General features: G+C 72.1%; 14 protein-coding genes. 11 read left to right on the top strand and 3 right to left on the bottom strand.

What is annotated here, in order from left to right; all coding sequences use genetic code 11:
* Window positions 1-221: 221 nt before the first annotated feature.
* The 3 genes from ACZ6BB_RS29390 to ACZ6BB_RS29380 all read left to right on the top strand — a co-directional run bounded on the left by ACZ6BB_RS29390 (window position 222) and on the right by ACZ6BB_RS29380 (window position 6019).
* A complete protein-coding gene (locus ACZ6BB_RS29390) occupies window positions 222-2354 on the top strand; it encodes an ATP-binding protein (RefSeq protein WP_471618161.1) in 2133 nt (710 codons plus the stop codon).
* Window positions 2355-2509: 155 nt separating this feature from the next.
* On the top strand, window positions 2510-4180 hold the full coding sequence (locus tag ACZ6BB_RS29385; RefSeq protein ID WP_471618160.1) for a PucR family transcriptional regulator: 1671 nt from the start codon (window positions 2510-2512) through the stop codon (window positions 4178-4180).
* A 387-nt stretch (window positions 4181-4567) separates the two neighbouring features.
* Window positions 4568-6019 (top strand): aldehyde dehydrogenase family protein, encoded by a 1452-nt coding sequence (locus tag ACZ6BB_RS29380; protein ID WP_471618159.1) that lies wholly within the window; start codon window positions 4568-4570, stop codon window positions 6017-6019.
* Window positions 6020-6177: 158 nt separating this feature from the next.
* Here ACZ6BB_RS29380 and ACZ6BB_RS29375 read toward each other — a convergent pair whose 3' ends face one another.
* A complete protein-coding gene (locus ACZ6BB_RS29375; protein WP_471618158.1) occupies window positions 6178-9030 on the bottom strand; it encodes a glycoside hydrolase family 3 C-terminal domain-containing protein in 2853 nt (950 codons plus the stop codon).
* A gap of 379 nt (window positions 9031-9409) precedes the next feature.
* On the opposite strand from ACZ6BB_RS29375, the gene ACZ6BB_RS29370 reads away from it, so the two are divergent.
* From ACZ6BB_RS29370 to ACZ6BB_RS29335, 8 genes are all read left to right on the top strand, one after another.
* Window positions 9410-11098: an extracellular solute-binding protein gene (locus ACZ6BB_RS29370; RefSeq protein ID WP_471618157.1), complete on the top strand. Its 1689-nt coding sequence runs from the start codon at window positions 9410-9412 to the stop codon at window positions 11096-11098.
* A 27-nt stretch (window positions 11099-11125) separates the two neighbouring features.
* Window positions 11126-12160, top strand: a complete 1035-nt coding sequence (locus ACZ6BB_RS29365; protein WP_471618156.1) for an ABC transporter permease — start codon at window positions 11126-11128, stop codon at window positions 12158-12160.
* On the top strand, window positions 12157-13119 hold the full coding sequence (locus ACZ6BB_RS29360) for a carbohydrate ABC transporter permease (protein WP_471618155.1): 963 nt from the start codon (window positions 12157-12159) through the stop codon (window positions 13117-13119). The genes ACZ6BB_RS29365 and ACZ6BB_RS29360 overlap by 4 nt, the downstream gene beginning before the upstream one ends.
* A gap of 255 nt (window positions 13120-13374) precedes the next feature.
* The gene (locus ACZ6BB_RS29355) at window positions 13375-15594 is read left to right on the top strand and encodes a 1,4-beta-glucanase (RefSeq protein WP_471618154.1); all 2220 of its coding nucleotides are present in this window, start codon (window positions 13375-13377) and stop codon (window positions 15592-15594) included.
* Window positions 15594-17585, top strand: a complete 1992-nt coding sequence (locus ACZ6BB_RS29350; protein ID WP_471618153.1) for a beta-galactosidase — start codon at window positions 15594-15596, stop codon at window positions 17583-17585. Before ACZ6BB_RS29355 ends, ACZ6BB_RS29350 begins: the two co-directional genes overlap by 1 nt.
* A 128-nt stretch (window positions 17586-17713) precedes the next feature.
* A complete protein-coding gene (locus ACZ6BB_RS29345; protein ID WP_471618152.1) occupies window positions 17714-18460 on the top strand; it encodes a glycoside hydrolase family 12 protein in 747 nt (248 codons plus the stop codon).
* A 318-nt stretch (window positions 18461-18778) separates the two neighbouring features.
* Window positions 18779-19819, top strand: coding sequence for a LacI family DNA-binding transcriptional regulator (locus tag ACZ6BB_RS29340; RefSeq protein ID WP_471618151.1), 1041 nt, complete (start codon window positions 18779-18781; stop codon window positions 19817-19819).
* Window positions 19820-20162: 343 nt separating this feature from the next.
* The gene (locus ACZ6BB_RS29335) at window positions 20163-22631 is read left to right on the top strand and encodes a carbohydrate-binding protein (RefSeq protein WP_471618150.1); all 2469 of its coding nucleotides are present in this window, start codon (window positions 20163-20165) and stop codon (window positions 22629-22631) included.
* 80 nt (window positions 22632-22711) lie between these two features.
* Here ACZ6BB_RS29335 and ACZ6BB_RS29330 read toward each other — a convergent pair whose 3' ends face one another.
* Both ACZ6BB_RS29330 and ACZ6BB_RS29325 read right to left on the bottom strand, forming a co-directional pair.
* Entirely contained in the window at window positions 22712-23899 is a 1188-nt protein-coding gene (locus ACZ6BB_RS29330; RefSeq protein WP_471618149.1) for a sulfotransferase family protein, read from the bottom strand.
* Window positions 23900-24014: 115 nt separating this feature from the next.
* Window positions 24015-25061: an AI-2E family transporter gene (locus tag ACZ6BB_RS29325; RefSeq protein ID WP_471618317.1), complete on the bottom strand. Its 1047-nt coding sequence runs from the start codon at window positions 25059-25061 to the stop codon at window positions 24015-24017.
* Window positions 25062-25092 lie beyond the last annotated feature (31 nt).

Here is a 25092-nt window from a genome sequence, read left to right as displayed (position 1 = left end):
GGACCGGGAAGGAACACTGGGCATGCTCCATGTGGGCGTTGTTGACGGCACGGCTTGTCCTTGATGGACATGGCGCGTCGCCGGGGGTGAATCGGCGGCCGAGGGTCACGGACGGGCCGCTTCACGGCCCGCCCGGCCGCGTAAGCGGTGAACTCCCCTTGCGAGGGCGTTAGATTGGCTCGCTGATGGTGGACGGAACGGCTGGTCAGGGGGCAAGCGCGATGGACAGCGACGGGACGCGGGACGTGCGGGGCACGCATGCGAATCCTGTGCCGCGCCCGGCGGGGCCACCCGAGGGGCCCTTGACGCCCCCTCGCCCCGCGCACACACCAGGGGTTCCGCCGATGCCGGACGGGTCTTCCTTTCTCGCCTGGCTGCGGGTGCCGCGGCCGGACGCGGCACCAGGCGTGTGGCGGTACGGGCACACACCCCGCCCTGACGAAGAACCCGAGGAGATTCCCAAACGTCAGCTCATCGGCGGGGCCCTCATCGCCTTCCTGGTGGGCTGGCTCGTCTGGTCATTGCTGCAGAACGGTTACCTCGGTTACTGGTGGTGGATCCCGCTCGATCTGATCGCTCCCGACTCCTGGCAGGGCGGATCCGGCGAGGGTGGTCAGGTCGGCACGTTCATTCTGTACCGGGGCTATGAGCTGCTCGTGGCCCTGTTGATCCTTGTCGCAGTGGCCAGACTGGGCCGCTGGGGCGAGGTCTGGCGCCGTTTCGTCGGCCCCCGTCTTCGCGGTCGGTCACCGGAGGAAGCGGTCCCTGCCGCCCAGGACGACCCCGCCCGATGGAACCCGCTCCGCGAGGCCGGGGCCGGGGATGCCGCAGAGCGGCTCGTGGCGGAGGCCGCAGCCGGGCTCATGCGGGACGTGGACCACGCGCGGATCATGCGGGCGTGGCAGGGCGTGCGCAGCGGGCGGCACAGTCTGGCGACGTTCACCGGCGCGGTGCTGAAGGACGGCGCGGCGGCGTGTCTGCACCCCTCCGGGGAGCGGGACCTGCCTGCCCGGCTCGCCCGGCACGACCTGGTCACCGGCCAGGTCCGACTGGGCGGCACCGTCGACGACCCTCGCAACCCCTACGCCTACCGGGGCACGGGCCTCGCCCTGGGCCCCGACCTGCTCGGCACGTCCCTGCTGGCCGTCGGACCCGCCGGATCGGGCAAGACCGGCAGCGTGGTCTGGCCCGTCGCCGAGTCGCTGTGCCTGCACGCGCTCGCCGGGCGGGCCGCGGTGGTGGTCGTGGGGGCGGCCGGGGCGGGACTCGGACCCGCCGACGCCTACGACGTCGTCGTGCGCATCGGGAACCCTGAGTCCGTCTACGATCTCGACCTCTACGGGGGGACCACGGACCCCGACGAGGCCGCCGCCGTCCTCGCGGAGGCGCTCGTCGGCGACCTGGCCGACCCGCACCCCGGCGGCGACAGCCGGCGCTCCACCACCGTCCTCGCCCAGCTGCTCGGCCCGTACCGGGCGGTGCACGGGCGGTTCCCGTCGGTGCCGCAGCTGCGCCAGCTGCTGGACGGCTCGCCGGGTCCGCTGGGCGAGCTGCGCCGGGCCCTCCAGGACGCCGGGCAGGAGTCCCTGCTGCGGGAACTGGACGCGCGGGAGCGCCAGCTCGGGCATCCCGGCGATGTCGGCGGGGTGCTGGCCGACCGGGTCGCCCTCCTCGACCGGCCCGCCTTCGCCACGTTCTTCGACACCTCGGGCCAGTCCCGGCCCTTCTCCCTGCGCGCCCTCGACCACCCGGTACGGGTCCGTATCGACCTTCCCGAACGCGGCCACGCCGACGCCTCGCGCATCCTGGCCCGGCTGGTGCTCGCGCAGTTCACGGCGAGCGTCGCCGTACGGGACGACCGGTCGCTGTTCGCCTGCCTCGTGCTGGACGACGCGACCGGGGTCGTCACACCGGAGGCCGTCCGCGGGATCCAGCGGCTGCGCTCGACCAACGCGGGCGCCGTCCTCACCCTGCGCACCCTCGACGACGTGCCCCGGCCGCTGCGCGGGCCGCTCCTCGGCGCCACCGGCTGCCGGATGGCGCTGTCCGGGCTCACCCCGTGGGACGGGCAGGACTTCGCCGAGGTCTGGGGCAAGGAGTGGACCGAGGCGCGGGACGTCACCGACCGGCAGATCATCGCCGACTCCCCGGCCGGGAAGGCCTGGCACGCGCTGCGCCGGATGATCACCGGCCACGCGCCCACCGCACGGGCCGTGACCGTGCGCCAGGTCGAACGGGAACGCTGGTCCGCCTCCGAGCTCGCGCACGGCGTGCCGCCGGGTCACGCGGTGCTGTCGCTGACGACCGTGCGGGGCGAGCACGCGCCCCCGCTGCTGGTGGATCTGCGCGGCTGAGCGGCGGGGCCCGGGGCCGCTCAGTTCGAGCCATTCGGTGGGCGGTGTGGGGGGCCTGTGACCGTACGGTGAGGCAGAATCGGGACAGGTCGTTCATACACCGCGGCCAAAAGGTCACTCCGGTGGCCGCAAGCCCACGTCGACCTGAAGGTCTCATGCCCCCCACGCTCGCCTCGCTCGTCCACCACTCCACGCTCAAGCTGACCGTGCGGGCGGGCGAGGACCGCCTGGACGTGCCCGTGCGCTGGGCGCACGCCAGCGAGCTGGCCGATCCCGTGCCGTACATGGAGGGCGGGGAGCTGCTGCTGATCACCGCGCTGAAACTGGACGCGGAGGATCCGGAGGCGATGCGGCGCTATGTACGGCGACTGGTGGGCGCGGGCGTCGTCGGGCTCGGGTTCGCCGTCGGGGTGCACTACGAGGACGTCCCCGAGGCCCTCGTCGCCGCGGCCCGGGGAGAGGGGCTGCCCCTGCTGGAGGTGCCCCGGCGTACGCCCTTCCTCGCCATCAGCAAGGCGGTGTCGGCGGCCATCGCCGCCGAGCAGTACCGGGCGGTGACGGCGGGGTTCGCCGCCCAGCGGGAACTCACCCGGCAGGCGCTGACCGACGGTCCCGAGGGGCTGCTCGGCGCGCTCGCCGGGCAGGTCGACGGGTGGGCCGCCCTGTACGACGCCTCCGGCGCGGTCGTCGCGGTGGCGCCCGAGTGGGCGGAGCGGCGGGCCGGCCGGCTCACCGCCGACGTCGAACGGCTGCGCGACCGGCCCGCGCCGGCCAGCGCGGTCGTCGGCGGCGAGGACCGCGTCGAACTGCACTCCCTCGGCACCGGGCGCCGGGCCCGTGCCGCCCTCGCCGTCGGCACGGCGGCGGCCCTCGGCACGGCCGAGCGGTACGCCGTCCACTCCGCGATCGCCCTGCTGACGCTCACCACGGAACGCTCGCGCTCGCTGCACGCCGCCGAGCAGCGGATCGGCGCGGCGGTGTTGCGCATGCTGCTGGCCGGGGAGTGCGACCACGCGCGCGCCGTCGCCGGGGATCTGTACGGAGGGCTGCTGGACGCCCCGTTCCGGTTGATCCTCGCGGAGTCCGCGTCGGCGGCGCGGGCACGGGTGGAGGGGGCGGCGGGCGAGGCCGGGGCCCGGCGGGCGGGCGGTGATCTGCTCGGACAGCTCGTCGAGGTGGTGGAGGCCGCCGCCGCGCGGGCCGGGGAGTCCGTGCTCGTCGTGCCGGACGGGGAGCGGCTGGTGGTGCTCGCCGTGGACGGAGGTGCGGCGGTCGCGGCGTGCGGGGCGTTCGCGGTGGCGTTGGAGACGGCTCGGGCGGACGGGCGGGATCCGGGGGCCGGGGCCGGCGGCTCCGTCTCAGCCGGTGTCCCCGTCCCCGTCTCCGTGGAGGAGGAGGAACTCGTCGTCGGGTTGTCCGCGCCCGCCGGGCCGATCGCGGCCGCCTCCGCGTACAAGCAGGCCGAGCAGGCGCTGTCCGTGGCCCGGCGGCGCGGGCGGTGTCTCGTCGAGCACGAGGAGCTGGCCGCGGGGTCCGTGCTGCCGCTGCTCGGTGACGACGCGGTGCGGGCGTTCGCGGACAGTCTGCTCCGGCCGCTGCGCGAGCACGACGCGACCGGGCGGGGGGATCTCGTGGCCTCGTTGCGGGCGTGGTTGTCCCGGCACGGGCAGTGGGATGCGGCTGCCGCCGATCTGGGGGTGCATCGGCATACGTTGCGGTACCGGATGCGGAGGGTGGAGGAGATCGTGGGGCGGTCGCTGGACGATCCCGATGTGCGGATGGAGCTGTGGCTGGCGTTGAAGGCGACCGCTGCCGCGGGGGAGTAGGGGGTCCTTTTCGCCCCCGCTGCCCTTACCCGTCCCTCCTCCAGGGGCTGCGCCCCTGCGCCCCCCGGCCGCGGGTCCGGTGGGGCTTCTCGCGCAGTTCCCCGCGCCCCTGAGAAGGGGCAGTTCCCCGCGCCCCTGAGAAGCAGGGGTCGCGCCCACTGCTTTCCAGGCCGGTACCGGCCGCTTTCAGGGCCTCGGGGGCATGGTCTTCCGGGGATGCGGGGAACTGCGCGACCAGCCCCACGCACCCACACCCGCCCCACCCCTCCAATCCGGCACACCCCCCGGCCGTACTCATACGTGCCGGACAAGCCACCCGCTGGCGTCGCGGGCCTACCGTGGTGCCGGAAGACGACATGTGTACCCACCGAAGGGCCGGGATCGACTATGACCGCCACTCACGCCTTCTGGCTCGCCGGCCGTCGGGCCACCGGTGCGACCACGTTCGATGTGACGTCGCCCTGGGACGGCCGTCTGGTCGGCACGGTGAGCGTGCCGACGGACGAGCAGGTCGAAGAGGCCGTGGCCGCCGCCTACGCCGTACGCGACGAGTTCGCGGCGACGCCCGCGCATGTGCGGGCCGCCGTGCTCGACCATGTCAGCAGGAGTCTCGTCGAGCGGACCGAGGAGATCGCGCAGCTGATCTCCGCCGAGAACGGCAAGCCGATCAAGTGGGCGCGCGGCGAGGTCGGCCGGGCGGTCTCGGTGTTCCGGTTCGCCGCCGAGGAGGCCCGGCGGTTCAACGGCGGTGAGGCGCAGCGGCTCGACACCGACCTGGGCGGACAGGGGCGGCTCGCCCTCACGCGCCGTTTCCCCAAGGGTGTCGTCCTCGGGATCGCGCCCTTCAACTTCCCGCTCAACCTCTGCGCCCACAAGATCGCCCCGGCGATCGCGGCGGGTGTGCCGATCATCCTGAAGCCGGCGCCGGCCACCCCCCTGTCCGGGCTGATCATCGGTGACCTGCTCGCGGACGCGGCCACCGCGCTCCCCGCCGGGTCCTGGAGCATCCTGCCGGTCGCGAACGACCGTATGCCCGCCCTCGTCCAGGACGAGCGGCTGCCCGTGATCTCCTTCACCGGGTCCGAGAAGGTCGGCTACGCGATCATGGACTCGGCGCCGCGCAAGCACTGCACCCTGGAGCTGGGCGGCAACGGCGCGGCGGTCGTGCTCGCCGACTACGCGAGCGACGAGGACCTCGACTGGGCCGCCGGCCGCATCGCGACCTTCTCGAACTACCAGGGCGGCCAGTCCTGCATCTCCGTGCAGCGGGTGATTGCGGACGCGTCCGTGTACGACCGGCTGCTGCCGCGCATCGTCGCCGCGGTCGAGGCGCAGGTCACCGGCGACCCGTCCGACGGGGCGACCGATGTGGGACCGCTGGTCAGCGAGGACGCAGCCGAGCGGGTCGAGGCATGGGTCCAGGAGGCGGTCGACGCCGGCGCCACGCTGCTCACCGGCGGCAAGCGCGACGGCGCCTCGTACGCGCCGACCGTCCTCGCCGACGTGCCCGCCGACGTGAGCGTCGCCTGCGAGGAGGTCTTCGGGCCCGTCCTCACCGTACGGAAGGTGGAGGGGGAGGCCGCGGCCTTCGCCGCCGTCAACGACTCCAAGTACGGCCTGCAGGCGGGTGTCTTCACCCACGACCTGCAGACCGCCTTCCGCGCCCACCGCACGCTGGAGGTGGGCGGCGTGGTCATCGGTGACGTGCCGTCCTACCGCGCCGACCAGATGCCGTACGGCGGGGTGAAGCAGTCCGGCGTCGGGCGGGAGGGTGTGCGCTTCGCCATGGACGACTACACCTACGAGCGGGTGATGGTGCTGACGGGGCTCCAGCTCTGAGCGCCCTCGGAACGGCCGGGCGGCCCGCAATCCCCGGCCACCCCTAGCTTGTGACAATCATTTTCATGTAGTCTCGGGTCAGATCCCGGGACGAAGGGGCCCGGCACCGATGCCTTCCGGTGCCGGGCCCCTTCTGTGTGCCGGCTCGCTCCGGACCCTCAACCGGAGAAGCCGACGTGCGCCAGCCGCAGCGGGCCGCGCAGCACCAGCCGGACGTCGTGCGTCCCCGCCGCCGAGACGGCGGCGCGCAGGGTCGTGTACGCGTACGGGCCCGCGGTGGGCCGGTCGAGCGTCAGGGTCACCGGCTCCGGGCCGTCGACGAGCGCGAACTCGACACTCCCCGTGCCCGCCACCTCGACCGTCACCTCGGTGACCCCCGCCCCGAAGTCGCAGGCGCGGTACAGCAGTTCACCGGGGCCGTCGCCCGCCGGCGTCACCGCGTCGCCGGACACCCTGGTGCGGTCGACGATCTCCGTGCCGCGCTGTTCGTCGAAGTCCGCCGCGTCCAGGCCGTGGGTCGGGACCGGGCGCGGGGCGAGCGGGTCTCCGTCGACGGTGACGGTCGTGCGGAGGCGGATGTCCTCGCTGGACGCGCCGGCCAGCAGTTCGTAGGCGCCCGGCTCCCGATGCCAGGCGCCGTGGGCCACGTCCCAGAACTCCAGTACGGAGAGCGGGAGCCGGAACGTCAGCTCCGTGGAGGCGCCGGGGGCGAGGGTGACGCGGCGGTGGCCGGCCAGCTCGCGGCGCGGGCGCGGGACCGACGGCTCCTCGGCACGGACGTAGAGCTGGGCGACCTCGTCGGCGCTCACCGCGCCCGTGTTGGTGACGGTGAAGGAGACCGTCAGGCAGCCGTCGTCCACGCGGGCGGTCAGGTTCCCGTAGGCGAACTCCGCGTAGGACAGGCCGTGGCCGAACGGGAACAGCGGGGTGCCCTCGAAGTAGAGGTACGTCTGGCGGGAGCCGACCACGTCGTAGTCGAGGAGGTCGGGGAGGTCGGCGTCGGCCGCGTACCAGGTCTGCGGGAGGCGGCCCGCGGGGGAGACGTCGCCGGCGAGGACCCGGGCCAGGGCGGTGCCCGCGGCCTGGCCGCCGTGCGCGGTCCACAGGGCGGCGGGCACACCGGTGAGGTCGACGGCGTAGGGATAGGCCGAGACCAGGACCAGGGCCGTGTTCGGGTTGGCCGTGCGGGCCGCGCGCAGCAGCCGTTCCTGGTGGGCGGGGAGGGCGAGGGTCGTACGGTCCTCGGTCTCGCGGCCGTTGATGTGCGGGTCGTTGCCCGCGACCACGAGGACGACGTCGGCCTCGGCGGCCACCCGCGCGACGGCGGCCTCGCCGCGTTCGGTCACGACCACGTCGAAGGTTTCCGGATCACCGTCGGCAACCTTCACTCCGTCGGCGCCGACAGTGACGTACCGGCCTGTTCCCAGGTGTTTGAGGAGGTGGCCCGTTCCGTGGGGTTCGCAGGGCTCCAGGCGGAACGTCTCCTGGACGAACCAGCCCCCCGGCTGGTCGGCGGAGGCGCGCAGGAATCCGTCGTCGGCGACCGAGAGATAGCGGCCGTCCGGCGCGCGGAGGGTGAGCACGCCCTCGCCCCAGTCGACGAGGGCCAGTTCGCTGCCGTCCGGGTCCGTGGTCAGCGGCGACAGGTCGGTGCGGCCGGCCAGCAGCGCCGGGTCGAGCGCCCCCTGCGCGCCGCGCACCTCGTCGGCGGCCTCCGGGGCCTCGGGGACGGACACGAACGCGCCGGTGGAGTGCGCACGCAGGCGTACGCGGTCCACGCCCTCCGCGAACGTCACGCGCTCCGCGCCGAAGCGGTCGTACAGACCTTCGAGCGGGGTGGAGCGGTGCAGCAGGGTGCCGCTGTACCAGTCGAGCTTGCACTCGTCGGCGAGCGGACCGACGACGGCGAGGCGGGTGTCGGCCGCGAGCGGCAGCAGGCCGCCCTCGTTCCTGAGCAGGACGACCGCCTGTTCCGCGGCCTCCTGGGCGAGAGCGCGGTGGGCCGGGGTGTCGAAGTCCTTGACGTCGGCGTACGGGTCGCGGCCGGGGTCGAACTCCCCGAGGCGGAAGCGGACGGAGAGCTGGCGGCGGACCGCCTCGTCGATGTCGTCCATGGTCAGCAGCGACCGGGTCAGGGCGTCCCGGACGCGTCCGGTGATCGTCGAACCGTCGGTGCCGTGGTCGGTGAAGCTGTCGACGCCGGCGCGCAACGAGGCGGCGGTCGCCTCCTCGTGGGTGTCGAAGTAGTGCTCGGAGTCGACCAGGTTCGACGGCGCGCCCGCGTCCGAGCAGACCAGCAGAGGCTCGTCGGTCCAGGTCCGCAGCTGCTCGGCCAGCAGGGGCGAGACGTGGTTGGGGCGACCGTTGACCAGGTTGTAGGCGGGCATCACGCCGGCCACCGCGCCCGCCTCGACGGTCTCGCGGAAGGCGCGCAGGTCGTACTCGTGCAGGACCCGGGGGCGGACCGAGGAGGAGGTGGTGGAGCGGTCGGTCTCGTTGTTGTGCGCCAGCCAGTGCTTGAGGACCGGGGCCGTGCGCCAGTACGTGGGGTGGTCGCCGCGCAGGCCGCGGGTGTACGCGGTCGCGATCGCCGAGGTCAGCCGCGGGTCCTCGGAGTAGCCCTCCTCGTTGCGGCCCCACAGGGGGTGGCGCAGCAGGTTGACCGTGGGGGACCAGACGTTGAGGCCGACCCGGTCGTCACGGGCCCGCATCGCGCGGACCTCGCTGGACACGGCCTCGCCGACACGGCGCACGAGGTCCTCGTTCCAGGTCGCGCCGAGGCCGACGGCCTGCGGGAACACCGTCGCCGGCCCCATCCATGCCACCCCGTGCAGCGCCTCCTGGCCGGTACGGAACGCGGCCACCCCGAGACGGTCGACGGCGGGCGCGAACTGGTGCAGGAACGCGATCCTCTCGTCCGGGGTGAGCCGCTGGAGCAGATCGTCGATGCGCTTCGCGACCGGCAGCTGCGGATCGCGGAAAGGTGGCGTGGGAGTCGTCTCTACGGTCACGTGGGGATCCCTTTGCGATGGAGCGACGAGGCGCTTTCGAAGCGCTTCGATGCTGGTTCGACGGTGGGGTGGGTGTCAAGAGACCGAGGCGCAACAGATCCGTATCCCCACCGTCATTCAGGCCGTGGAGAGCGAAGATCGGAAGGGGGTGCTCCAGTCCCCGGCACCTCCGAGGAATCTGCGAATCGACCCTTGTGCACCCCCGGTCGTTCACTTAACCTCGCAGCAACATCGAAGCGCTTCGACTGTGGAGAGCACCGCTTCTCGCGCTCCCTCTCCCTGCGACGCGCATCGCTTCTGCACAGCCAGTTCTGTCGAAGACACCGCAGCCGACGGCCACCGCCGGGTGTCCTGGTGTGCGCCATGAAGGGTTGACGCAATGACGCCGAACTCCGCCCCCTCCTCCCCCAGCCGGAGAAGCTTCCTCGCTTCCACGGCGGTCGCCACCGCAGCGGTGGCCGGGGGGCTGCCGCTGCTGTCCGCCTGCGGCGGCTCGGACAGCGGCTCGCGTGAGGGCACCACCTCGGGCAAGGACGCCAAGAAGATCCTTCCGGCGTACGTGGCCAGCAACGTGGTGAAGCCGGACATCCCGGCGAAGTACGGTTCGTCGATGGGCTTCACCGCCCCGCTCGACGGCGCCGCGCTCCAGACCTCGGTCGCCAAGAAGCTCGGCAAGGGCGGCAAGGTCACCGTCATGTCGCCGTTCTGGGGCTCGCCGCCGAAGGGCGACAACTCCTACTACACGGCGATGAACGACCTGATCGGCGTGGACGTCCAGTGGCGGAACCAGGACGGCAACACCTACGACCAGAAGCTCGGCGCGGTCCTCGCCTCCAGCGACGTCCCGGACATGGTCGTCATCCCCGGCTGGAACATGATGGGCAAGATACCCAGCGCCATCATCGGCAAGTTCGCCGACCTCGGCCCGTACCTCTCCGGGGACAAGGCCGAGGAGTACCCCAACCTCGCGGCGATCCCCAGCGGCGCCTGGCAGCGCTCCATCTTCGGCGGCAAGCTGATGGGCCTGCCGATGCCCGCCCCGTCCGTCCCGAACATCGTGCCCCTCTACCGCCAGGACATCTTCGACGAGGAGGGCTACGAAGTCCCGCGGTCCGCCGAGGAGTTCATGGCCCTGTGCAAGGACATCACCAACGCCCGGGCCAAGCGGTGGGCGTGCGGTGACATGAAGTGGACCGCGATGAACAACTTCGGGGTGATCGGGGGCGGGGAGAAGCCGCTCTGGTGGAACATGGTCGACGGCAAGCTGATCAACCGCATCGAGACCCCGGAGTACCTGGAAGCCATCGAGTGGACGCGCAAGCTGTTCGCCGCAGGGGTCGTCCATCCCAACTTCAAGCTGGGCAAGAGCCAGATCGCCGACCCTGCACCCAAGTTCGCCGCCGGCGAGTTCCTGATCTGGAACAACAACATCGTCAACTGGTACGGCCAGCAGGCGTCCCAGATCACCCAGAACCCCGACTTCAAGATCTGGGGCATGGACATCTGGGGTCACGACGGCGGTGATCCGGTGCTGTACGCCGTGAACCCGGCCGGCATCTTCTCCTTCGTCAGCAAGAAGGCATCCGAGTCCGTCATCCGGGACGCGCTGGCGATCGCCAACGTCACCGCGGCGCCGTACGGCACCAAGGAGTGGATGATGACCAACTACGGCGTCGAGGGCACGCACTACACGATCAAGGACGGCGTGCCCGTCAAGAACGACAAGGGCAACAACGAGGTTCTCAACGCCTACGTCATGGTGGCGAGCCCCGCCGCGACCACCGCCCACCCCGACATGCCGGACTACACCAAGGCCATGGTCGAGTGGGAGCAGCGGATGGGCGCCTTCACCACGAAGACGCCCTTCTGGGGCCTGCAGATCACCGAGCCCTCCCGCTACACCAACCTCGCCAACGACTTCGAGCAGCTCGAGGACGACATCATCCGCGGGCACAAGAAGATCGGCGACATGCAGCAGGCCGTGTCCGACTGGAAGAGCAAGGGCGGCGACAAGCTGCGCGACTGGTACAAGAAGCTCCTCGACGAGAACGGCTCGGCGGCGAGCTGACCAGGCCCTGAGGCAAGGAGAACGGCTGTGTCCCACAGCACGGTGCCTCGCAGCAGAGCCGAGGCCAGCACGCCGGAGAAGACCCGGGTGGCGTCCGGCGGCCCCTCCGGCTCGCCCGGGAAACGCCCCCCGGAGCAGCTGAGCCGGCGGCTCAGGTTCCGACGCGACCGCGTCCTGCTCCTGATGACGCTGCCGGCCGTCGTGCTGGTCCTGGTCTTCAACTACCTGCCGGTCCTCGGCAACATCGTCGCCTTCCAGGACTACGACCCCTACATCAGCGACAACGGCATCGTGTCCATGCTGAACAGTCCCTTCACGGGCCTGGAGAACTTCCAGCGGATCTTCGAGGACTCGGCCTTCTGGAACGCCGTCCAGAACACCCTGGTGCTGTTCATCGTCCAGCTCGTGCTGTTCTTCCCGATCCCGATCCTGCTCGCGCTGCTCATCAACAGCGTGGTCCGGCCCCGGGTGCGGGCCGTCGCACAGGCCGTGCTCTACCTGCCGCACTTCTTCTCCTGGGTGCTCGTCATCGCCGTCTTCCAGCAGATGTTCGGCGGCGCGGGCATGCTGTCCCAGTTGTTGCGTCAGAACGGGTACGACGGCCTCGACATCATGACCAACCCGGACACCTTCCCGTTCCTGATCACCGCGCAGAGCGTGTGGAAGGACGCCGGGTGGGGGATCATCGTCTTCCTCGCCGCACTGGCCTCGGTGCCCTCGGACCACTACGAGGCCGCCGCGATGGACGGCGCCGGACGATGGCGCCGTATGTGGCACGTCACGCTGCCCGCCCTGCGTCCGGTGATCGCTCTTCTTCTCGTGCTGCGCGTCGGCGACGCCCTGACCGTCGGGTTCGAACAGATCCTGCTGCAACGCGACGGCGTCGGACCGGGCGCGGGGGAGGTCCTCGACACCTTCGTGTGGTGGAACGGCGTGCGCAACCAGGACTTCGGATACGCGGCCGCCGCCGGTCTCGTCAAGGGCGTGGTCAGCATCGGCCTGGTCCTCGCCGCGAACAAGGTGGCCCATCTCATGGGCGAAGCGGGGGTGTACAAGAAATGACATCCGTGATGGCTCAGCCGCGTCAGGACACCGGGCCGGACCGGCGGGAGAGGACGCCCCGCTGGTGGCAGGCCCCGCCCCGGCCGTCCTGGGAGGAGCCCCCCTCGAAGGCCGGCCTGGCGGGCAAGGGGATCGCCCTGTCGTTCGCCTGTCTGGCGGTCCTCTTCCCGCTGTGGATCGTGATCGTCACCAGTCTGTCGCCGCGGAAGACCATCGACGAGGCGGGCGGCCTGGTGATCGTGCCCAAGGGCATCACCTTCATCGCCTACACGGAACTGCTCAGCGGCGGCCAGGTCACCCGTGCCGCGGTCATCAGCGTCCTCATCACCCTGGTCGGCACGCTGTTCTCCATGGCGGTGTCCGTCCTGTGCGCCTACGGCCTGTCGCGCACCGGATCCTTCGGCCACCGCTGGATCCTGATGACGCTGCTGGCGACCATGTTCTTCAGCGCGGGGCTCATCCCCACCTATCTGCTGGTGCAGTCCCTCGGTCTGATGGACAGCTACCTCGCGCTGATCCTGCCGAGTGCGGTGAGCATCTTCAACATCCTGGTGCTGCGCGGCTTCTTCATGGGGATCTCGCAGGAACTCATCGACAGCGCGCGCATCGACGGCGCCGGTGACTTCCGGATCCTCTGGCAGATCGTCATGCCGCTGTCCCGGGCGGTCCTCGCCGTGATCACGCTGTTCTACGCCGTCGGGTACTGGAGCGCCTGGTTCAACGCGTCGATCTACCTGAACGAACAGGACATGATGCCGCTGCAGAACGTCATGATCCAGCTCGTGCAGAAGCAGGAAGCCCCGGTCGGACTGAGCCAGGCCATCAGGACCGGCCAGCTGTCGGGGCTGGCCATCCAGATGGCGGTCATGGTCATGGCCCTGCTCCCCGTCGCCGTCCTGTCCCCCTTCGTCCAGAAGCACTTCAAGAAGGGGATGCTCACGGGCGCGGTCAAGGGCTGACCGGGGCGCCCGAGGGCTCGGGGGCGCGGGTCCGTCGGCGGCTGAGGGTGGTGTGGGGGCGGGTCGCGCAGTTCCCCGCGCCCTCTCAAGGGCCTACGGCCCTTCGCCTCTCAAAGAGCACGGGGCGCAGCCCCTGCTTCTCATGGGCGCCGGGAACCGCGCGACCGGCCCCGCTCACCCGCACCCGACGACACACCGAACCCCCAAGCCCTCAGGCGCCCACTCACCACCCCTCCCCGCAAAACGAGGTATGCCATGCGCACCCCACAGCCGAGCCGCCGCACCGTACTCGCCGGGACGGCAGCCGCAGCAGCCCTCCCCGCCCTCCCCGCCCTGGGCACCCCGGCCCACGCCACCGGGGCCCGGACCGGCCCGACCGCCGGACGCTACCGCTGGCGCACCGCCGTCATCGGCGGCACCGGCTTCGTCACCGGCGTCCTCTTCCACCCGGCGATGCGCGGCCTCGCCTACGCCCGCACCGACATCGGCGGCGCCTACCGCTGGGACGACCACAAGGCCCGCTGGACCCCCCTGACCGACCACCTCGGCTGGGACGACTGGAACCTCCTCGGCGTGGAGGCCATCGCCGTCGACCCCGCCCATCCGGACCGCCTCTACCTCGCCCTCGGCACCTACACCCAGTCCTGGGCCGGCAACGGCGCCGTCCTGCGCTCCGAGGACCGCGGCGCCACCTGGGCCCGTACCGACCTCACCGTCCGACTCGGGGCCAACGAGGACGGCCGGGGCACGGGCGAGCGCCTGCTCGTCGACCCCCGCGACAGCGACACCCTGTGGCTGGGCACCCGGCACGACGGTCTGCTCAGGTCGACCGACCGGGGCGCCACCTGGGCGCCGGCGACCGGCTTCCCGGCGACCCCCAGCGCCTCCGGCCAGGGCGTCACCCTGCTCGTCGCCGCCGGACGCACCGTCTACGCCGGCTGGGGCGACGGCGACGGCACCGCCAACCTCTACCGGACCGGCGACGGCACCACCTGGGAAGCCGTCCCCGGCCGCCCCGCCGGCACCTCCGCCAAGGTCCCGATCCGCGCCGCCTACGACCGGCACTCCCGCGAGCTGTACGTGACGTACGCCGACGCGCCCGGCCCCAACGGCCAGTCCGACGGCAGTGTGCACAAGCTCCGCACCACCACCGGCACATGGACCGACGTGACCCCGGTGGAGCCGGGCGGCACCACGAGCGACGGCGGCACCGACTCCTTCGCCTACGGCGGGGTCGCCGTCGACGCCCGGCGCCCCGGCACGGTGGTCGTGTCGACCAACAACCGCTGGGCCGAGATCGACACCGTGTTCCGGTCCACCGACGGCGGCCGCACCTGGACGTCCCTGAAGGACTCCGCCGTCCTCGACGTGTCCGAGACCCCCTATCTCAAGTGGGGCGCCGACAAACCGAAGTTCGGCTGGTGGATCCAGGCGCTCGCCCTCGACCCGTACGACTCCGAGCACCTCGTGTACGGCACCGGCGCGACCCTCTACGGCACCCGCGACCTGAAGCGCTGGGCGCCGCAGATCCGTGGCCTGGAGGAGACGTCCGTACGCCAGCTGATCTCGCCGCCGACCGGCGAGGCGCACCTGATCAGCGGCAGCGGGGACATCGGCACGATGTACCACGAGCGGCTCACGGCGTCCCCCTCGCGCGGCATGGCGTCCAACCCGGTGTTCGGGTCGGCGACGGGACTCGCGCAGGCCGCGGCGAAGCCGTCGTACGTGGTCCGCACCGGCTGGGGCGACCACGGCAACGGTGCCTACTCCCGCGACGGCGGGCGGACCTGGGCCCCCTTCGCGGCCCAGCCCGCCATCGCCAAGGACGCACCGGGGCCGATCACCACCAACACCGACGGCACCGCGCTGCTGTGGTCCTTCGTGCACTGGGACGGCACGAAGTACGCCGCCCACCGCTCCGCCGACAACGGCGCCACCTGGAGCGAGGTCCCCTCCTTCCCCAAGGGCGCCACGCCGGTCGCCGACCCGGCCGACCCGGCCCTCTTCTACGCCTACGACACCGATGCGGGAACGCTGTACGCCAGCACCGACAGCGGCCGTTCGTTCGTGGCGCGCGCGACCGGACTGCCGCAGGGGGACAGCCAGTTCGAGCTGGTCGCGGCCCCCGGACGCTCCGGCGACCTGTGGCTGAGCGTGAAGGGGTACGGGCTGCACCGCTCCACCGACGGCGGGGTGACCTTCGCGAAGGTCGACAGCTGCCGGGCCGCGTACACCCTCGGCTTCGGCAAGGCCGCCAAGGGCGTCCGGTACCCGGCGATCTACCTGGTCGGCACCACGGATGCCGGCACCGCCGTCCACCGCTCCGACGACGGCGCGAAGACCTGGACCCGCATCAACGACGACGCCCACCAGTGGGGCTGGACCGGCGAGGTCGTCACCGGCGATCCGCGTGTGTACGGCCGTGTGTACCTGGCCACGAACGGGCGCGGCATCCAGTACGGGGACCCGGTCTGATGTCCGGGGCGACACGGCCGTCCCTGGCCGACGTCACACGCGGACGGGTCCTGTTCGGCGGCGACTACAACCCCGAGCAGTGGCCCGAGGAGGTGTGGCACGAGGACGTCCGCCTCATGCGGGAGGCCGGCGTCACCACCGTCACCCTCGGCGTCTTCTCCTGGGCGAAGCTCGAACCCCGGCCGGGAGCACGGGAGTTCGGCTGGCTGGACACGCTGATGGACCTGATGCACGCGAACGGCATCGGCGTCGTCCTGGCCACCCCCACCTCCTCCCCGCCGCCGTGGATGGGCCGCCTCCACCCCGAGACCCTCCCGCGCGACGAGAACGGGCAGGTCGAGTGGTGGGGCTCCCGCCAGCACTTCTCCCACTCCTCCGCCACCTACCGCCGCTACGCCGCCGCGATCACCGAGGACCTCGCCGCCCGCTACGGCGGCCACCCGGCCCTCACCCTGTGGCACATCAACAACGAGTACTGCACCTACGACTGGGGCGACGAGGCGGCGGCCGCCTTCCGTGCCTGGCTCCGGCGCAGGTACGGCACCCTCGACGCGCTCAACCGGGCCTGGGGCACGGCCTTCTGGAGCCAGGGCTACGACGGCTGGCACGAGATCATCCCCCCGCGCCGCGCCCACTACCTGCGCAACCCCACGCACCTGCTCGACTTCAAGCGCTTCACGAGCGACATGCTCCTGGAGTGCTACGCCATCGAGCGCGACATCGTCCGCCGGCACACCCCGCACATCCCGGTCACCACCAATTTCATGCCGATGTGGGCGGGCCAGGACGCGTGGCGCTGGGCCGAGGAGGAGGACGTCGTCTCGGTCGACATCTACCCGGACCCGAGGGACCCGCTCGGCGCGCAGGACGGGGCGCTGGTCCAGGACATGACGCGCTCCCAGGCGGGCGGCGGCCCGTGGATGCTCATGGAGCAGGCGGCCGGCCCGGTCAACTGGCGCGGTGTCAACCACCCCAAGCCACGTGGCCTCAACCGGCTGTGGTCCCTTCAGGCCGTCGCCCGGGGCGCGGACGCCGTCTGCTACTTCCAGTGGCGGCAGTCCAGGCAGGGCGCCGAGAAGTTCCACTCCGGCATGGTGAGCCACGCGGGCGAACAGGGGCGCACGTTCCAGGAGGTCAAGCGGATCGGGGCCGAACTGGCGGCCGTGGGAGCGGCGGTGGCGGGCCGGCCCCTCCACGCCGAGGTGGCGATCCTGTTCGACTGGCACTCCTGGTGGGCCGGTGCCCACGACGGCCGGCTGTCGTCCGAGGTCGACCTCGCCCAGGTCGTCCGGTCCTGGCACCGCGCCCTGTGGGAGTCGAACCTCACGACCGCCTTCGCCCACCCCGAGCACGACCTCTCCGCCTACCGGCTGGTCGTCGTGCCGCAGCTCTACCTGCTCACCGACACGGCCGTCGAGAACCTCCTCACGTACGTACGGGGCGGCGGCACCCTCGTCAGCGGCTTCCTGACCGGCATCGCCGACGAGGACGACCGCGTACGCCCCGGCGGCATGGACGCGCGGCTCCGCGACCTCTTCGGCATCCGCACCCTGCACGAGTGGTGGCCGCTGGACGCCGGGGAGGAGGTCGGGTGCGAGGGCCCCCGGGGGGTGTTCCGGGGGACGCTGTGGTCCGAGGAGATCGAGGCGGCGGACGCGGACGAGACCTTCGCCTACAAGGGCGGTGAACTCGACGGCCACCCGGCGGTGTTGCGCAGGGGACGGGCCTGGTACGTCTCCACGCTGCCCGAACCGGCCGCGCTGCGGGACCTGTTGGCGCGCGCCGCGGCCGACGCCGGGGTGCGGCCCGTGCTGGACGGGCTGCCCGACGGGGTCGAGGCGGTCCGGCGCGGCGATGTGCTCTTCGTGCTGAACCACGGCCGCGACGCGGTCACCGTCGAGGTGCCGGGCACCCCCCGCGACCTGCTCACGGGGGCGGTCGTCACCGGCACGCTGTCCCTCGGCCGGTACGGCGTGGCGGTGCTGAGGTAACCCGGACTTCCTCCGGCGCCGGAACATGCGTGGCGATCGACCTCGTCGCCGGAGAAGACCGCGTCCTCACCCCGGGGGCGCGGTGGCTCCCCACCCCATCCCCCCCACCCATGGAAGGAACGACACCCATGGCAACACGCACCCGCACCCGCTCGCGCACCCTGGGCCGGATCGGCAAGGGCCTGCTGGCCCCCGCCCTCGCCCTCGGCGCCACCGTCGGCCTCGCCTCCGCCCCCGCCTCGGCCGCCGTCTGGAACACCTGCGACCAGTGGGGCAACACGAGCCTCAACGGCTACACCCTCTACAACAACATCTGGGGTTCCGGCGCCGGCAGCCAGTGCGTCTGGGCCAACTCCGGTACCAACTGGGGGGTCTGGGCCAACCACCCCAACACCGGCGGCATCAAGTCGTACCCCAACTCCAAGAAGGTGATCAACAAGTCGATCACCTCGCTCGGTTCGCTCAACAGCAGCTACAACGTCACCGTCCCGTCCTCGGGCGCGTACAACACCTCGTACGACGTCTGGGACACGGACCACGACTACGAGATCATGCTCTGGGTCAACTACAACGGGGCCGTCGGCGCCCTCGGCAGCTTCCAGCAGAGCGTGTCGGTCGGCGGCCACAACTGGAACGTCTACAAGGGCCGGGCCTACCGGTCCGACGGCACGTACTGGGACGTCATCTCCTTCCTGCGCACCTCGGACTCGACCTCCGGCACGGTCCAGATCCTCCCCGTCCTCAAGTGGATCAAGGACACCAAGGGCTGGATGGGCAACGAGACCATCGGCGACGTGCAGTTCGGTTTCGAGGTCACCTCGTCCTCCGGCGGTCTGAACTTCACCGCCAACAACCTGACGGTCAGCAGCAGTTGACGCACCGCCGCCACTGATCCGCGGACGAGCCCGGGCCGGTGCCGCACCCTCGCGCGGCACCGGCCCGGGCCGTCCTGGGCCCCGGCCCGGCCCTCCGGCGTCAGCCGGATCAGCGGCACCCCGGGGTGCGTGGACCGTCACCGGCGGCGCCGCGCACCCCGGCGCCGCGTACCGAACGCCGTACCGGTGAAGCGCGGCACCGGGTTCGGCGGTGTCGCCGAACGGGCCGAGCCGGAGCAGCCGCGGCGTTCCGCCGGCGGCCGGCGCGGACTCTGCCTTTCTCTTGACGACTCCAGTGTGACCGGTCACAATTCAGGCATGAATGTGGCCGGTCAGACAAGGCGCCCGGCGAGTATCCGGGACGTCGCGACAGCTGCCGGGGTCTCGTACCAGACCGTCTCCCGGGTGATCAACAACCACCCCAGCGTCAAGCACACCACGCGGGAGCGGGTGCAGGCGGCCATCGACGAACTGGGCTTCCGGCGGAACGCCACCGCGCACGCGCTGGCCAGCGGGCGCACCCGGGCCGTGACCGTGCTGACCGCCAACACCACGCACTACGGCTACGCCTCGATCCTCCAGGGCATCGAGGAGGCGGCGCGGGCGGCGTCCTACACGGTCGGGATCGCTGTCCTGGAGTCGGCGGACGAGGCCGCGGTCGCCGCCGAGGTGCGGCGGGCGGCGGACGCCGGCGGCGGCCTCATCGTGATCGCCTACGATCCGCCCGGTGTGGCGGCCCTCGGCGCGGTCCCCGCCGCGCTGCCGGTCGTCGGCGTCGTCGAGACCCCCGCGACCCCGCCCGGCGGCGACCGCCCCTGGGTGTGGACCGACGACCGCGAGGCCGCCTACGAGGCCACCCGTCATCTGCTCTCCCTCGGCCACGAGACCGTGCACTACGTCGCCATCCCGTCCAGCACCCGGCGCGGCGGCGCGGCCCGGACCACCGGCTGGCGGCAGGCGCTCAAGGACGCCGGGGCGCCGGTACCCCGTCCGCTGCAAGGGAACTGGGGCCCGGCGGGCGGTCACGCGGCCGGGCTCAGGCTGGCGGGGGACCCGTCGGTCACCGCGGTCCTCTGCGGCAACGACGACCTCGCGCTCGGCGTGCTGCGCGCGCTGCACGAGGCCGGGCGGTCCGTGCCCGGGGAGGTGAGCGTCGCCGGGTTCGACGACGCCCCGCACTCCGCCTATCTGACCCCGTCGCTGACGACCGTACGCCTGGACTTCACCGGCCTCGGGCGGGCCGCGTTCGCCCTGCTGCACGGGGTCGTGGAGCAGTCCGCGCAGATCGCCCCGCACCGCGTCTCCGTGCCCGAACTGGTGGTGCGGGAGAGCGCGGGCCCACCGCCGGACAGCCGCTGAAGGCCTCGCCCACCCGGACGCGCACCTCTGTTCCGGTTCCAGGCCGAGGCGAGCGCCGCCCCGGACAGAACCGGCCTCCCCCCGCTGGGCTTCCCCGAGGTCGCGAGCGCTCAGCGCCCCGCCCCAACACCTGGCATCTCGTCGCCGCCGACGTCGTGGTGACGAGCCTGCCGATGGTCGCCGTCGTCCTCGGCGGCCGGCGAAAGATCGTGTCCGGAATCACCAGTGGAGCCGTCACATGACCGGAGGTCCAGCAGCGTGAGCCCCCCCCACCGGTACGAGCACCCCCATGCGATCCCGCCCCAGAACCGCCCTGGTCACAGCAGTGCTAGGAGTCACCGCCATGGCAGGCAGCCCCCTCCCCGCCACCGGAACGGCCACGGCAGCCGCCCCGCGGCGCCTCTCCGTCGACCTCTCCGCCTCCGAGGGCCCGGTGATGCTCGGCGCCAACGGCGCGCTCTACGGGCTGAGCGACGACGGGGTGCCCAGCGACGCGGCCCTCGCCCCCCTGAAGATCACCAGCATCTCGCAGAAGCCGGAGGGCGGCGCCCAGCACCCCAACGGCGACGCCCTCACCGTCTCCAGGTCGTTCTTCCGCAACGGCGGCGGCGAGATCAACGTGATGATGCAGGACATCTATGCCAAGTGGCCCTACGAGGACCTCGGCATCGACGACTACCTCCCCAAGGTCGACAAGATCGTCAAGGAGGTCTCGGCCGACCCGAACGGCGACCGCTTCGTCTACATCCCGTTCAACGAGCCGGACCAGATCTGGTACGAGCTCGACGTCGCCGACCAGGCCCAGTACGAGATCAACCGCGACCGCTTCTTCCGCGACTGGAAGACGGTCTACCGGCGCATCCGCGCCATCGACCCCGACGCGCGGATCGCCGGCCCCAACGAGGCCGCCTACCACACCCGTCTGCTGCGGGACTTCCTCGCCTTCGCCAAGCGCGAGAACGTCCTGCCCCAGGTGATGACCTGGCACGAGCTGGGCTCCGGCTCCCTCAGGGACTTCCAGGCCCACCACGACGACTACCGCGCCCTGGAGCGGGCGGCGGGCATAGCCCCGCTGAAGATCAACATCGACGAGTACGCCAACCGCCGCGATCTCTCCGTCCCCGGTCAGCTCGTCCAGTGGGTCTCGATGTTCGAGCGGAACAAGGTGTACGCCAACCAGGCCTACTGGGACGCGGCCGGCAACATGGACGGCAACGTCGTCCGCTCCAACATCCCCAACGGCGGCTGGTGGTTCTTCCGCTGGTACGCGGGCCTGACCGGAGACACCGTCGAGGTCACCCCGCCGCAGGCCGACACCGTCGACACCCTCCAGGGCCTCGCCTCCCTCGACACCTCGCGCCGCCAGGCCCAGGTACTGCTCGGCGGCTCCGACGGCGACACCGACGTCGTGGTCCGGAAGATCCCCCGCTCCCTCTTCGGGCGCACGGTCACCGCGACCGTCGCGGAGGCCGCCTGGTCCGGCTACGAGGGTCAGCACGCCGCCCCGCGCGTCCTGTCCCGGACCAGGACACGCATCGCGGACGACGGCACGGTGACCGTCCCGCTGCGCGGCCTGCACCGCATGTCGGCCTACCGCATCGTCCTCACCCCGGGCGGCCACGGCACCCCCACCACCCCGTCCGTCCCCTGGACCGCCTCCTACGAGGCCGAGGACGCGGCGATCACCGACGGCAAGGTCTACACCCAGGGCACGGTGAGCAACGCCAACGGCTACGCCGCCTCCGGCACCAAGGACGTCGGCTCCCTCAACCAGCCCGGCAGCAAGGTCGACTTCACGGTCTCGGTCCCGAAGGACGGCACCTACGACCTGGCGATCCTGTACGGCAACCAGTCCGGGACCCCGGCCACCCAGAAGCTGACGGTCGACGACGGCCACCCGGTCACCGTCACCTACCCGTCCACCGAGAACTGGACCTACCGCGCCAAGAAGGACCTCACCGTCCGGCTCACGGCCGGAACACACCGGCTGACCCTCGCCAAGGGGGATGCCGAGGTCACCCTCGACCGGATCGACCTCACCGCCCGCACCGGCGAGCCCGCCGCCTCCTACGAGGCCACCCTCGCCGACATCAGCGGCAGGCCGTCGTACGACTACTCCTCCTCGAAGGGCGTCGGCACCGGCGAGCTGGTGCTGCGCTCCGGGGACAGGGCCGTCTTCGACGTGTACGCACCCCGCGACGGCTACTACCGGGTCGTCCCCCGGGCGTCGGCGCCGGTGACGCTCGCCCTGCACGGGCAGTCGGTGGCCGCCGTGCCCGACCGGCCGCTGCGGCTGTACCTGGTGGCGGGCAACAACCGGATCACCGCGACCGCCAGGCACACCGGCCTGCGCTCCCTCGACGTCACCGGCGCCGGATCGACCACCGGCACCCTCTCCTACGAGGGCGCCGCGGCCACGCTCACCGGCGGAGCCGGGCTCGTCGACTCCGCGCACGCCCCGTCCGGCTCCTACATCGGACGGCTCGGCAACAGCGCCGACAGCACCGCCGAGTTCACGGTGAACGCTCCGACCGCGGGCCGCCACATCCTGGTCGTCCACTACGCGCACAACGACCGCCGCGACAACGGCCACGCCTACAACACCGACATCATGTCCCGTACGGCGGACATCACGGTCGGGACGGCCGGGCCGCGCACGGTCACCTTCAAGAACACCTGGGGCTGGGACGACTACTGGACCGTCGGCGTCCCGGTCGACCTGAGGAAGGGCGCCAACAAGGTGACCATCGGCAACGCCGGCGCCTGGGCGCCGAACATCGACCGGATCGAGGTGGGCCGGGTCGTCGGCTAGGCCGTACCGGACGACGGACGACGGACGACGGTCACCGGCACGCCCGCCGGTGACCGGGGTCCGGGGCGTTCCGAGCCCCGTCAGGCCCGGTCGACCTCGGCGCGCAGGGCGTTGTAGTCGGCGAACGCGGACTCGACGTCCGCCGGGGTCAGCCCGTAGCGGGCCAGGTCGTAGCGGTGGGGCCGGCCACCCCGGGCGTGGGCGGCGGCCTTGGGAAGCCGGGCGGCGTCGGCCTCGGTCCAGCGGGCGCCGACGGCGTCGTAGAGCTTCGGGGCGCCGGCGGCCGGGTCGGAGCCGAGCGAGGAGTAGGGCACGTCCACCAGCGCCTCGGGGGCGATGCCGGTCCGGGCCGCGAGGCCGCGCCGGACCGACCGGCTCAGCAGGTCGAGCCAGGTGGCGCCCAGCTCACGCGGATCGAACCGGCGCAGCGAGGTGACCATGCCGACCTCGACCAGGCTGCAGAAGGAGGCGACGGCGGCGGCCGGGTCGCGGTGGGTCCACACGAGCGTGGCGTCGGGGAAGACCTTGGCCAGCGCGTCCAGGTTCCCGGTGTGGAAGGGGGACTTCAGGATCCAGCGGCGGCGCGGCCGGCCGTACTGCAGGACCTGCAGGGCCTGCCTGAGGTGACGGTAGTCGGGGGTGAAGTCGTGCTCGAAGTGCCAGGCGTGATAGGCGGGTATGCGGGCCTGGGCGAGCGGCACCAGGGCGTGCGGCAGGAGGAACGTGCACTCCTCGGGGCCCTCGGCGGCCATGGGGTGGATGTCGCGGAAGCGCGGGCTGAGCAGATGGCTCGCGTCCAGGACGCGGCGCGCGGCGGTGACCCGCTTCCGCCGTTCCCGGGGCGACGGTTCGAGGCCGGGAGCCAGCAGCTCCCACAGCAGCGGACAGCGGTGGTCGTCCGAGACGGAGAGCACCCCGTGGGTGAGCGTGCTCGCCGTGCGCGGCAGGCCGACCACGAACACCGGTTTCTCGACGGGCTCCTGACCGATGGCCGGGTTCTCGGCGATCAGCCGCCTGATCCGGGCCCGGTTGGTGAGATGCCGGCGGACGTGCGCCTGCGCGGACTGCCAGCCCACCGGCCCGAGATCCTCGTCCTTCGCCCACTCCCGCAGCAGGAACCGGAAGTTCTCGGCGAACTCCTCGTCCCCGTCCGCCCCTCCGGCCCCGGCGACGATCCGGTCGAAGACCCGGTCCGGGTCGCGACGGGAGCCGAGCGTGGGCCGGAGTAACAGGTTGGCCAGGGTGAGGGGCAGGGGAGTGGACGCCATCACGGGACTTCCCTTCGGTGCGGACGGGTGAGGGCGGGCGCCGGTCCGGTTCCGGGCGCGATCCCGGTCCGGGCGCCTGCCCCGGCGGCCGTCCGGGTGGAGCGGCCGCCGGTGATCATCCTCCCGCGCGGGCGATCTCCCGCGCCGCCGGGGGTTCGACCGGGTCCGCCCCGTCCCCGTACCGCGACCGCAGCTCCGACAGCACACCCGAGACCGCAGCCGTCAGCGGCACCGCGAGGAGCATGCCGAGGATGCCGGCGAGGGAGGCGCCCGCCGTGAGGGCCAGCAGGATCGCCGCCGGATGCATCTGCACGGTCCGGCTGTGGATCATCGGCTGGAGCACGTTGCCTTCGAGGAGCTGCACCGCGAAGACGACGCCGACCGCCCACAGCGCGGTCACCAGACCGCGGTCCGCGAACGCGACGAGGATCGCCACCGCACCCGACAGGAACGCGCCCAGATACGGGATGTACGCGCCGACGAAGACGAGCGCGCCGAGGCCGACGGCCCCCGGAACCTGGAGTATCAGCAGACCGACGGCGATACAGACGCCGTCGATGAAGGCGATGAGCGTCGTGCCCCGCATATAGCCCTCGATCGCCCGGAACGCGCGCCGGGCCATCACCTCCAGGGTGTCGCCGGTGCCGCGCGGCGCGAGCGAGTGCAGGGACGCGACCGCCCGGTCGGAGTCGCGCAGGAAGAAGAACATCAGCAGCATCGCCAGCACGGCCGCCGCGAGGAACTCGCTGACCGCGCTGACGCCGGTGAGCACCCCGGAGGCCGCCGTGCCGCCGAACTTCGGCAGCAGCTCCCTCGCGTTCTTCGCGAGGTCGTCCAGCGACGTCCCGGCCAGCCCGAACTCGTCGCTGAGCGACTTCGCCGCCTGCCGGAGCGAGGAGATGATCTGGTCACCGGTGTCGATCAGCGCGGCCACCACGATGTACGCGGCCCCGCCCATCACCACCACCACGGCGGCACAGGTGAGCCCGGCGGCAAGGGACTTGTTGAACCTCATCGCGACCAGCCGCCGGTAGAACGGGCCGAGCAGCGCCGTACCCAGCAGGGCGATCAGCACCGGCGTGACCGCCGTCTGGAACGTCACGCAGACCCACACGCCCACGTAGACGACACCGGTCACCAGCAGCGTGAGCGCGCTCCACACGGCGATGTGCCGCGCGGGCCCCGGCAGGAAA

The organism is Streptomyces sp. NPDC041108 (genome assembly GCF_055592645.1).
The sequence above is the reverse complement of the archived record's forward strand: the minus strand, read 5'-3'. Positions and strand labels throughout refer to the sequence as shown.